The sequence below is a fragment of the Candidatus Angelobacter sp. genome, from assembly GCA_035607015.1.
GTDB lineage: Bacteria > Verrucomicrobiota > Verrucomicrobiia > Limisphaerales > AV2 > AV2.
The window spans coordinates 1-11,725 of sequence record DATNDF010000425.1; the positions used below are offsets into that span (position 1 = coordinate 1).

General features: G+C 57.1%; 9 protein-coding genes. 4 read left to right on the forward strand and 5 right to left on the reverse strand.

What is annotated here, in order from left to right:
* Positions 1–113 precede the first annotated feature (113 nt).
* Complete coding sequence (locus tag VN887_17105; GenBank protein HXT41729.1) at positions 114–389, reverse strand: RHS repeat-associated core domain-containing protein; 276 nt, start codon at positions 387–389, stop codon at positions 114–116.
* 819 nt (positions 390–1,208) lie between these two features.
* Between VN887_17105 and hisA the strand changes: the two genes are divergently transcribed.
* Both hisA and VN887_17115 read left to right on the forward strand, forming a co-directional pair.
* Positions 1,209–1,997 carry a phosphoribosylformimino-5-aminoimidazole carboxamide ribotide isomerase gene (hisA, locus tag VN887_17110; protein HXT41730.1) on the forward strand — a complete coding sequence of 263 codons (789 nt, stop codon included), beginning with the start codon at positions 1,209–1,211 and terminating at the stop codon, positions 1,995–1,997.
* Between the two features lie 80 nt (positions 1,998–2,077).
* On the forward strand, positions 2,078–2,584 hold the full coding sequence (locus tag VN887_17115; protein HXT41731.1) for a DUF2062 domain-containing protein: 507 nt from the start codon (positions 2,078–2,080) through the stop codon (positions 2,582–2,584).
* Positions 2,585–2,621: 37 nt separating this feature from the next.
* Here VN887_17115 and VN887_17120 read toward each other — a convergent pair whose 3' ends face one another.
* From VN887_17120 to VN887_17135, 4 genes are all read right to left on the reverse strand, one after another.
* Positions 2,622–3,347: a phosphatidylglycerophosphatase A gene (locus tag VN887_17120; GenBank protein HXT41732.1), complete on the reverse strand. Its 726-nt coding sequence runs from the start codon at positions 3,345–3,347 to the stop codon at positions 2,622–2,624.
* Between the two features lie 22 nt (positions 3,348–3,369).
* Positions 3,370–3,942, reverse strand: coding sequence for a CDP-diacylglycerol--glycerol-3-phosphate 3-phosphatidyltransferase (pgsA, locus tag VN887_17125; GenBank protein HXT41733.1), 573 nt, complete (start codon positions 3,940–3,942; stop codon positions 3,370–3,372).
* 94 nt (positions 3,943–4,036) lie between these two features.
* Entirely contained in the window at positions 4,037–5,746 is a 1,710-nt protein-coding gene (gene rimO, locus VN887_17130; GenBank protein HXT41734.1) for a 30S ribosomal protein S12 methylthiotransferase RimO, read from the reverse strand.
* 111 nt (positions 5,747–5,857) lie between these two features.
* On the reverse strand, positions 5,858–6,364 hold the full coding sequence (locus tag VN887_17135; GenBank protein ID HXT41735.1) for a helix-turn-helix transcriptional regulator: 507 nt from the start codon (positions 6,362–6,364) through the stop codon (positions 5,858–5,860).
* A gap of 406 nt (positions 6,365–6,770) precedes the next feature.
* Between VN887_17135 and VN887_17140 the strand changes: the two genes are divergently transcribed.
* Positions 6,771–9,155 (forward strand): HTTM domain-containing protein, encoded by a 2,385-nt coding sequence (locus VN887_17140; protein HXT41736.1) that lies wholly within the window; start codon positions 6,771–6,773, stop codon positions 9,153–9,155.
* A gap of 311 nt (positions 9,156–9,466) precedes the next feature.
* Positions 9,467–11,725, forward strand: a 2,259-nt coding sequence (locus VN887_17145) for a hypothetical protein (protein ID HXT41737.1), incomplete at its 3' end; no start/stop codon positions are given.

Sequence of the window (11,725 nt, forward strand, 5' to 3'; positions counted from 1 at the left end):
CTACCTTCACGAGACTATCCCCATCAGCCTCCCGCAAGATGCCGATGATTTGTTCTTCGCTGAATCTGCTTCTCTTCATGTTCTGCTCCTTTTGAAGCAGAACTTCATTTATGTCATGTCCAGCTTTTGGGGGTCAGGTCAAAGGCACCTCTCAACGTCTCATCATTTGCGATTACGAACGTGATCGTCTTCAATCCGACAGGATCAAGCTTGTTAGCAAGATCGTTCAGGGCCGCGCAGTAAGAATTGGCCCCTCCATGCTCCTCGATCGGATCTCTACTCAGCCACCGGCCAGTCGAGGGATTGTAAAAGGCGAACGCGTTGTGACAGCCGAACAGCCCGCACAATGCAAGAAGCTGCGGCCAGCCAAAAATGCTTTTCGTTTTCATGCGTCGTGACCAGTTTCTCGATCCAAGTTCACTTCAAATCTTCCTTTCATTTCCTGCCGACTCCTCCTTGCGACCCAAAAGCCCGTCCGCCGATTCGATGCAAGCCAGTCGTTGCAAGTTTGACTGATCGCTTGGACCCGCTAATAAACGTCGTCACCGTTACCGTACTCGTTGATACCGTTAGGTCCGGTCGACCAAATAATTAACAGGCTCGCACTAGACTGCATCAAACGGCCCGAAATATTTGTCGATGCAGCATCGTCCCTCCAAATAACTTCCAAAGGGTGTCCCCAGCTATCAACGAGAGGATCGGAGATTAAATTCGTTCTGAACATTGAATGTGAGATAAAATAATCTGGTTCTGTGACTAAAGCATATAAAACCTGGTTCAAGTCGCCAGCCGAACCTACTCGGTCTTTTATTATTAGAGCCACATTAGTGTGATAGTTTTCTCCGACTACGGATAACATAGTATAGGTTTGTTTAATCCGTGCTATGGTTTTTTGCCGTTTGTAATCCTGCTGAAACGACCATATTCCAAAGCATAGCGAAGCCAAAACTCCTACGACAAAGGTCAACCGCAGGGAAAGGCGAACGAGGTTAGTCATCTGATTACTCGACCATTGGTTCCATTAAGTATCATCAGGCCGGATACCGGATCAACAGTCCATTTTTAGATCCAAGTTCACTTCAAATCTTCCGTTCATTTCCGACGGCTTCCTGCTTCCGATTTAATAGCTCAGGTAAACGATCTGTTTGAGAGGCGCGGTAAATCGCTCCCTACTCGACGCGCAACGGTGATCAGGCTAGGTTCTCGCCGTGTTTCGACCGTGCATCGATCTCCACGAAGGCAAAGTGAAGCAGATTGTCGGCGGCTCTTTGAGTGCCGATCCGACGGAGCTGCGCACGAACTTTGTTTCGGATCGCCCTGTCGCGTGGTTCGCGGGGCTTTACCGGCGCGATGGTCTCAAAGGCGGACACGTCATCATGCTCGGACCGGGCAATGAGACGGTGGGGCGCGAAGCGCTTGCCGCGTATCCTGGAGGACTCCAAATCGGAGGCGGCATCAATCCTGACAACGCGCGCGACTGGCTCGATGCGGGCGCGTCGCATGTCATCGTCACGTCGTGGGTCTTTCGCGACGGCCAGCTAGACTTCGAGCGTGTGCGGGCGCTCGCTGCAGCCATCGGGAAAGAGCGGCTCGTGTTCGACCTGAGCTGTCGTCGGCGCGATAAAGACTATTGGGTCGTCACGGACCGATGGCAGAAATTCACCGAATTCAAAATTGACGCTGCGGGGATGGCCCAATTTGCGCCGTTTTGCGCGGAATTTCTCATCCACGCGGCGGATGTCGAAGGGTTGTGCGGCGGCGTTGATCTGGAACTCGTGGAGAGGCTGGCGCGATGGTCGCCCATCCCGACGACCTACGCGGGTGGCGCGCGCTCGCTGACGGACTTGGAAGAAGTCACGCGTGTCGGCAGGGGGGAAATAGATTTAACAATCGGTTCGGCGCTCGACATTTTCGGCGGCACGGGCGTGCGTTATATCGATGCCGTCGAATTCAATCGCCAGCGGGCGGCGAAGCGGCCGGGCAATGCCTCTGTGTAAGTGCCGACGGCGGCTTTCTGCCGCCAAACAGATTATCGCTCGCGAAACCTGGCCGTGACGGCTATCATCCGTCTGCTGCCATGAACGTGCGCAAATGGCTTAGGGAACATTCGCTGAGGCTGCTGGCGATTCGCGACACGCCGAACGCGATTGCCGGCGGCGTGGCCATAGGAATTTTTTTTGGGTTCACGCCGTTGCTGGGAATGAAAACGTTGCTGTCGATTTTCGTCGCCTGGCTGATGCGTTGCAACATCCTCGCGGCGGCCATCGCGGTTACGTTGCACGATGTCGCCCTGCCGTTCATGCCGATACTCTTCCGCTGGGAATACCAGATTGGCTACTGGCTCCTGAGCGAGCCGCACCGGTGGCCCGAACGCCTGCGCGATCTCCATTGGCATGCCCGCGAATGGCGCAATTGGACGACGTTCTTTTCGATCGGGCGCCCTTTGCTGCTCGGCTCGATGATCGTCAGCACGCCGGTTGCCGCGCTGACATTCTGCCTGGCGCGAACCATCGTGATTCGTCACCGGTTGAAGCATCCGCATCTGGACCCGACCGACAGCGGCGCGCCCGCCTCGGATCATTGAAGGGAGACGCCGCTGGCAGTTGAAGAAATCTTCCCCACTATCTGGCCGCGGTGAAAAGCAGCACAAAGGGCACAAATGCGTTCACGTACAGTGCGGCCAGCACGTCATCCACGGTGACGCCCCATCCGCCGGGCAGCTTCTGGCTCTGGCGCACCGGCCAGGGTTTGACCACATCGAATAGCCGGAATGTCGCGAATATCCACAAAGCCAGCGGCCAATGTCCACGGCTGAAAAAAAAATCGGGCGGTGGCATGGCTGCGTGTTCTGACAAGTAACTGCCGACCCATACAGCAAAACAAAGAGGAGTGGCGGCGATCTCGTCGAGGACCACCGAGGAGGGATCCGTTTGATTCAAAGCTTTTTCCGCCGCGCCACAAAACCACACCGACAACAGGATGCCAACGACAGTTCCGCCAACGAAGCACCAGAGGCTCCCCGGCCATAACAGCAGCGCAAACCAGAACAAACCGACCACGGAACCAAACGTGCCCGGTGCAAATGGAATCCGACCCACGCCAAAACCCTGGGCGATCCACACAATCAGGTTCAAGTTCATCGCTTGGTCCGGTTTGTCACTTTCATCGAGCGTGCTGTCCGACATTTCTTCCCACACCCGGGCTGTCGCCTTTTTGAATTCCTTAAGGCCCTTGCCGAGTCCGCGTCCAAAATTCCGTAACCGGTCTCGTCCGAAGATAATCAAACAGCCAATGAGCACAACACCCGGCGCACAGCCAAGCAATCCCGGCAAGGAATCCGTCATCATTCATCAGCGACTGGAGAGGAGGTCACATGTCCTGCAAATAAAGGTTGCGGTTGCGCCAAAGGTACAACATCCCCGAAGTCAGGGTCAGTGTTACGGTGACCCAGAGGGCGACTTGCGCCAGCATCGATGCCCATGGCTTAAAAACGATTTCCCCCCAACGTCCCCACTCGTCGTAACTGTCGGCCACGAGCAATGCGAGAACTGCCACGATTTGCGAGACGGTCTTGTGTTTGCCGTAGCGTTCAGCCGCCAGCACGACGTTTTTTGTGGCGGCCAGCAAGCGAAGTCCGGTGATGGCGAGTTCGCGGGCGACGATAACGACGGCCACCCAGGCCGGAACGGTTCCGCGTCCCACGAAGGCGATGAACGCCGAGCAGGTCAGAATCTTGTCGGCGAGCGGGTCCATGAGCGTGCCGAAGTTGGTGATGAGCTTGTCACGCCGGGCAATCATGCCATCGTAGTAATCGGTCAGACTGGCCAGTGAAAACAGGAACAGTGCCACCGTATCGTTGAAGCGCCCCGGCCAGAACATGGCGGCCAGAAAAAACACCGTGAGGACGAGCCGGGCGAGCGTCAGTCGGTTCGGTAAATTCATTCGCAGGTTTTCCGGTTGCGCGTCATGGGTTGCCGGCCGGCCGGCGGTGGGGATTTGTAACCGGAGTCTTGCGATTTGCCAACGCGCAAGTCTGTCACGCCGGCTCGGCGATCAAATCGTAATCCGTGTGCCCGACGATTCTGACATCGGCAAATTCTCCGATCGGCAGCGTGCCGCGCACATAAACGCGCCCGTCGATGTCCGGCGCGTCCGCTTCGCCCCGCGCCACAAGATAGCGGCCATTGAGCCGGCCGGTCAGTTTTTCCCGTCCGCGGATCAAGCCGTGTTCCCAGGACGTGACGATCGAGTTTTGCAGTTCCTTCGCGCCGGCCTTCTTTTCGACGAGCACCCTGAAAGTGCGTCCGACGAACGATTGCGACACCTCGCGCGCCACCTCGAGTTGGGCGGCCATCGCCAGGTCGCGGCGCTGCTTTTTGACGGTAGCGGGAACCTGGCTTCCCATTTTCGCGGCGCGCGTTCCTTCCTCGCGCGAGTAGGTGAACACGCCCAGCCGCTCGAATCGCGTCTCGCGGATAAAGTCGAGCAGCGTTTGAAAACATGCCCCGGTTTCGCCGGGAAAACCGACGATGAACGTGGTGCGCAGGGCGATGCCGGGAACACCGGCGCGAATGCGCCGGATCAAATCGACGATGTAGCGCTGCGAGGTTTCGCGGCGCATCCGTTCCAGCATGTTTTCGTGAATATGTTGCAGCGGCATGTCCACATAACGCGCGACTTTCGGGCAGTGGGCAATGGTCTGGATTAGTTCGTCTGTCCAGTGGGCGGGATGAGTGTAGAGCAGGCGGATCCAAAAATCACCCGCCAGCGCGTTCAGTTCGCGTAACAATGCGCAGAGCGTCGGCAGGTCCGCGGGCAGCGCCCGGGCGGCGGCTCTGAATTTCTCCGGCGCGGCTATCGAGCCGGCGCGATCCGGGCGCAAATCGAGCCCGTAGTACGTGGAATCCTGCGAGATCAGATTCAGTTCCTTGACCCCTTCGCGAATGAGCTGTCGCGCTTCCGCGACAATGTCGGCCAGCGCGCGGCTGCGATGGCTGCCGCGCATCCGCGGGATGATGCAGAAGCTGCAGGGGTGATTGCACCCTTCGGCGATTTTTACGTAGGCGAAATGGCGGGGTGTGAGTCGAAAGCGGGGCGTGGCGTAATCCGGGATGTAGCCCGGTCGTCGATTCACGTCAACGAGCGGCGCGACGGAATGCCGGTCGGATGGAGCAGGCCGACGCCTTTCTTCGGTCCCAATCGTCCTGGTCCCGCCGAATTTGTCCGTGCCCCCGTAATGCTCCTCCGGGTCGTGGGGGTTCGATCCTTCCCGCGCCTCCATTTCTGCGAAGCGCGCGATGATTTTTGACTTTCGGCCCGTTGCGACGATTTCCTCGCGTTCCGGGATTTTAAGCGCGCGCCGGGTCAGGGCTTCTTTGACGATGCTGGAAACCTGTGCCACCTGGTCAATCCCCATGAAAGCGTCAACCTCCGGCAACAAACCGGGCAGGTTGTCGCGGAAGCGCTGCGGCAGGCAACCGGAAACGATCAGTGCCTGGCCGCGATGATCTGCCTCCCGGACCTGCGCCGACTCGAGGATCGTGTCCACGCTTTCTTCCTGGGCGGCGTCGATGAACGAGCAGGTGTTGATGATGATTGCGTCCGCACTGGCGGCATCATTGACGATTTCCACGCCACTCTTCAGCAGTGAGCCGAGCATGATCTCGGCGTCCACCAGGTTTTTGGCGCAGCCGAGCGAAATCAGGCCGACACGAATCGGGCGACCGGTTGCAGGACCGTTTATCACAAGCCGGAAAAGCTACGCGAACAGGGCGGCACGACGCAACCCTGGAACTCCACGGGCCCCGCCCCGCAAGCGTGGGCAGGAACAAGCAGGCCCGGGGACGGCCGCGGCGAATTATTTTGTGGGTTGGACGGGCGGAAGCGGGAGGGTATCGCCCGACTGTTTTTGCGAAGGTTGATAAAGACCCGGGCCGAGGCCGTTCAGCGGGTCCTTGGACTGATGGCCCCGCCACGCGCGATAGCCGAGGACGAGGACAAGCAGCGCCAGCGCCGCGCCAACCGAAGGCAGGGCCACACGCCAGTTGACCTTGGACATTTGCAACATGACCACGTCGAGGAATGCCCGAGGTTCACGGCTGAGTGGCGGCGGGGCGTGGAATTTTTCCGTGTGGCTGAGTTCCGCCTCGAGCAGGGCCATCACTGCCGGCACATCGAGCCTGACCAGCGTCGCATAGGTGCGCACAAAACCCCGGAGATAGACCGTCGCAGCGAAAGTGGTGTAGTTCCCGTCCTCCAGGGCGCGGACATGGTCGGTCTTGATCTTGGTGATCTCGGCGACTTGATAAATGCTGAGGCCCTGCGCCTCGCGCGCCGCGCGGAGTTGTTCGGCAACTGTGGGCATGACCGCCGTTCTATAGCGGTTTTGCGGGCTTAATGGCAATCAGGGAAAAGGCCGGGTCGCCACGGGATCATAAATGCCGATCCCCGAACTTCCCATTGCCATTCAAGTATCAAACCATCGTGACGCCCGATGACAAGCTGAAGCTGGCCCGGGAGTTCTCACGGCGCCATCCAACAGCGGATTACACGATCCGATTCAAACGTCTTCGGCGAAGTTGACGATTTGGATCGCGATATATCCCTGTAGCGCCGGAGTCTTATTTGGGCGAGACCGAGCAACCGGCGCTTTGAGATCCTCCAAACTGGGAGAGCAGCGCTTTGATGCGAACCGGTGTGGGCGCGTATTATTCTTGTCTGAGGGACATCTATTGCGCACACTTTAAGGCCTGCAAAAGCAAATTCGTATCATGCGGCGCGGGAAGCGCCCTCTTTCTCGCCAACCTGCCAACCACGGTAAAGAAGGCCCTTCGTCGCTGGCCGGAGGAACCTGGGAGCGATTCAATTTGCTCTTGGCGAGACCGGTAAGTGGTGCGTCTTTGGCCGTGGTTCGTATTTGTATCGGGATCGTTATGGTTCTGGAGGCGTACTCCCTTTGCAGACCTTCGGCGATGACCTCGGGTCAAATCCCGCTGGAGACCTATTACACGGGCCCGGACGTGCGGTTCAACTTTCCCTACGAAGGATTCTATTGGCTTCCATTGCTGCCGCCGCATTGGATCTACGCACTTGTCGGGTTATTGGCGCTGGCCGGACTGACGATGGCGCTGGGGTTTTGCTATCGCATTTCTGTCGCGACCGTATTCGCGACATGGGCGTATCTATTCCTGGTGGAATCAACGAGGACGTACTGGCAAAGCTATTATTATCTGGAGCTGCTGCTCATCTTTCTCCTGCTTTGGATGCCCGCTGCACGCAGATACAGCGTGGACGCATGGATCGGTCGCAATCGGAATCCACCCAGGACGGTTCCGTACTGGACCAGCTTGCTACTCCGCGGGCAGGTGCTGGTGATGTACTTTTACGGGGGCGTTGCAAAGCTGAATGCGGACTGGTTGCTGGACGCGGCTCCGCTGCGATGGAATCTTCAGGAGCCACACGTAATGGCGAATTTCGAGCCGTATCTCACGACGGCACAACTGGAAACCGTCGGGAGCATTCTACACAGCTCGCAGCTCGCGTATTTTCTCTGTTACGCGGGCGCCTTGTTCGACCTATCAATTGGATTCCTGCTGATGGCCAGACGAACCCGGGCTTTCGCCCTGATTCTCACCGTGATCTTCCACGGGACCAATCATTTCATCATTTACGATAATATTGACTGGCTTCCGCTGGTAGGTGTCGCGACCGCTCTGATCTTTTTGGAACCGGACTGGCCGGAACGATTGTGGAATTGGCTGCGGCACCCTCGAATGGCCAGACCTCACTGGGGCTGGTTTACGGCTGGAGCCATCGTATTTCCGTTTGTTGGCGCCGCACTGGGTTGGAAGTCGAGAGCGAACACCAGCCCGGTCGAACCCAAAGGACCCCATACTCCCGGCCGTTTTACTGCAGCTTTCGTCGTCGTCTGGTTGGCTTGGCAGGGGTTGATGCCCTTACGTCACTTCTTGATAGCAGGGGACGGACGATTCACCTACGAGGGGCTTAGTTTTAGCTGGCGATTAAAAGCGGATGATCATCGTGCCTTGGGCGTCCAGATATTCGTTGAGGACGCGACGATTATTTCGCGTGACGGGATCGGCCGGGTGCAGATCAACTGGAATGAATGGCACGGAAACAAGGTGATATATCGCAACGTGACGCCGGGCAGGATCAACTGGTCGCAGCTTCCCGAGATACTGGTTTTACTGGAACCCGTTGTTGGAGAGAGAATCATTTACAACCCATTGGCCGCGTCAGCGACAGGGCGGACGGAAACGGAAGCGCGTGAACGCATGAAGGGGATCTGGCAGGAGCTGTACGACCGGCAACCAAAAGACGTTCGTCGCACCGTGTCCCTGTTACAGATCCTTGATTCGACTTCCGCGGCATTAAAGGCGACGGGCCGGAGTCGGGAGGCTGCGGAGCTGGCCGATCTTATTTCGCGAACGAAGCAGCTCAGCCAGAAAGAATCGGAACGGGGGACAGCGAGGAGGATATTTCACGACGTGCAGGAGGCACTCAATGAACTTCAGCGCGGCGACAATAGCGGCGAGGTGGATTCCCTGTTGCGGTCGATGCCCCCTTTCGCGCTGGGTGGAGAGAGCCCCGGATCTGCGCCATTTTTTCTTATTGACGACCCGCAGTTGATGGAGAAATCCCGCCATCGTCCTGGCCGGATTGACCGGGGCGCCTGGAAAAATGGACCTTACACTCGCGACCCACGAAGCCGTCGTGAGATTCACGTAGGCGGGGAGCCTTTGATTATTCTGACGAGCAATCTCGGCACAGATGTGAAGGAGTTAATGTCGCAGGCGTGTATAGTCGATTCGGAGGGCAACCCCGATCTGCCTGCGTATATTTCCTGGAACAGTCTTAAGGATCTGACCGTTTCAAAATTCAATCACATCAGCAACCAGGCGTTCTACCTGAGACGATACGCACGACGAGTGGCCGGCCTGTGGGAGAACGAGTATGGCCGCCGACCAAGTGTTCATGCCTCGACGGCGGTATCCCTGAATGGCAGGCCGTTTCAGGAACTGGTCGATCCCAACGCCGACCTCGCTAGCGTGCCGGCGTCATGGTTTCGTCACAACACCTGGGTTAGAGATTTGCAAATGCCGCGAATCCCACGCGAGGCACTTGCGAGACATTGATTCAGACGAGGCTGGCTTGGCCGTAGAAGCCGGTGTGGGCAAGGAGGCCAATAAAAATGGTTCAATCGGGCGACAACTGACGACGAGATCGCCCTCGAATTCTTGGTGAATGGCCGATTTTTTTGGGTGAGTCGGCCCGCTCCGGGGGCGATTGGGCAGAAACTTATTTTTTTTTGTTGCAAACAGAAGGCGTTTTTGGCAGTTTCGCGTCGATCCAAATGGTTCCCGAAAAAAACTGGCTTCACAGGTCATCCAGGCCGACCTGAAGCCTTGTCGAGAGAAGTTAAATACAGCCCATCACTAAGACCTTTATGAACACACCGAATCGTGCTGCCTTGCTTGCCGCTGCTGGGGCGGCGTTGTTGATCCAGAGCTTCGCCGTCAGGGCGGCGGCCCCCGCCAACGCGCAGGGGTTTATCACGGCAAAAGACTTTTACAATCTGAATACCGGCAACGGCGTTGCGATTTCAGGGTTGACCAACAACGCCAAATTCCCAAATTCCCCGGACGCGATCGCGTACCCCACCTTGTTTGAATTGCATCCCAACGACGACACGAGCACTGCACCGGCTACGAATCCACTCGGCCTCTCCGATTACGGGTCACAAATCATCGGCTATTTTTATCCAACAACAACCGGACCCTACACTTTTTATCTGTGTTCCGATGATAACTCCATTCTGTATTTGAGCACAGACAGCAACCCGGCGAACAAGCACCTCATCGCTCAGGAAACATCATGGTCGAACCCAAGGCAATATGACAACACCTCGGGCGGTAGCGATGTCACTGCAAAAGATTCGGCCACATTCACTGGATCTCAGTGGCCTGGTGGCGGGGCCGCGATCAACCTGACGGCTGGTCAGCCTTATTACATTGAAGCACTTTTCAAAGAGGGCGGTGGCGGCGACAACTTGTCCGTGAGCATCGACGCGACAGCCCCGATTCCCGGCACAATGTTGTCGTCAATTGACCGAACTTCGACAAACGCGCCGTTCGTCTCGAAGCTGACCGGACATGGAGGGGGTTTTTATTACGAGATACAAGAAATTTCCGGGGGCAGTCAGGTGAACTTCGGCACGGTGCAAACGACGCTCGATGGTGCTCCAGTCACGCCGACGATTACGCGCGTGGGAAGCGAGGTCGTTGTGGCCTACCTGACTCCAACACCATTGGCCGCAGGTTCGGCTCATACCGCGACAGTAGCGTTTTCCGACAACGGGACTCCAGTGCTGGCGCAAAGCTCGACGAACGGGTTCACGGTCGGAGCTTACTCAACCATACCGGCCGGGTTCGCGCTGGCCAGTCCGGCAACGGACGCCGGGTTAAAGGCGCAGGTTTATCAGATCAATTTTGACCGCGCTCCTGGTGACGGAAACTCGATTGCGAATGCTGAACAACAATGGGCGCGTGGATTCATTGATCCGAATACGAGTCTGCCCTTCGCAAACGTGGCATCACAAAGCGGGGTGATCAATATTGACTCCATCAATTGGAACGGAGCGATGGATCCGGCCTGGCCAGGGATAGATGTCGGGACGGAAATTGGTGATTTTCGATCCACGAACGCTCCGCCGATGAACATTCTGGACGTGCCGATTCCGGGCATCCCCGGCACTGGTTCGGATCCCGACCCGGGCGCAAACAATGGTTTGGCGGTGGACAATATCGTGGCCGAAGTCGAGACTTACCTGCGGCTTAATGCGGGATTCTATCGGATGGGCGTCAATAGCGATGACGGGTTCAAGCTAACAGTGGCGCCTGGCGCACCAAATGTTTTTGGGATGGTGCTGGGTTCCTTCAACGGCGGGCGAGGTTCTTCCGATAGCATCTTTGACTTCGTTGTCACCGCCAACGGAGATTACCCGTTCCGGCTGCTCTGGTGGCAGGGCAATGGCGGTGCCAACCTGGAATGGTTCATCCAGGACCTGACCACAGGAAGCAAATATCTGATCAATCAAAACGACCCGAAGGCCGTGAAGGCGTTCCGCACCGGGAGCGGGCGCGCTTATGTGAAATCAATATTGCCGTCCGATGGCTTCGCCGGGGTGACGACCAATTCCAACGAGAAGATTCAGATCGTCCTCGAAGATGGTACAACGACCGTCGTGGGAGGCTCCGTCGTGTTACAGGTTGATGGTGCGACCGTGACGCCGACCATCAACAAGAGCGGTACCACCACGACTGTAACGCAAAACGCTCCTGCGAGCGGATATATCAACGGCACAACCCATACGGGGACTCTTGTTTGGGCCGAAAGCACGACACCGCAGACTCTTTGGACGAACAGCTTTTCCTTCACGGTAGTGGCGTTCACACCGGCTGATTTGCCGGCAAATTCGTTCTGGATTGAAGCGGAAGACTTTGATGCTACCGGCACGCCTGTTCCCAGTGTGGTAAGCACAATGCCTTATGATGTTGGTACAAGCATTCCGTACGATACCATCGGTGCCACGTTCAACGTGGACTACAATAACAACGACAATCACGAGAACACAAACCCAACCACCTACCGCAGTTCGGGTGATCCGGATACCGACGGCAGGAGCGTGGACATAACCACCACGGGC

Excerpts from the sequence above, each read along its gene's own strand:
- VN887_17105 (HXT41729.1), bottom strand. The coding sequence starts at position 389 with ATGAAAACGAAAAGCATTTTTGGCTGGCCGCAGCTTCTTGCATTGTGC.
- VN887_17135 (HXT41735.1), bottom strand. The coding sequence starts at position 6,364 with ATGCCCACAGTTGCCGAACAACTCCGCGCGGCGCGCGAGGCGCAGGGC.
- VN887_17115 (HXT41731.1), top strand. The coding sequence starts at position 2,078 with ATGAACGTGCGCAAATGGCTTAGGGAACATTCGCTGAGGCTGCTGGCG.
- VN887_17140 (HXT41736.1), top strand. The coding sequence starts at position 6,771 with ATGCGGCGCGGGAAGCGCCCTCTTTCTCGCCAACCTGCCAACCACGGT.
- VN887_17120 (HXT41732.1), bottom strand. The coding sequence starts at position 3,347 with ATGATGACGGATTCCTTGCCGGGATTGCTTGGCTGTGCGCCGGGTGTT.
- pgsA (HXT41733.1), bottom strand. The coding sequence starts at position 3,942 with ATGAATTTACCGAACCGACTGACGCTCGCCCGGCTCGTCCTCACGGTG.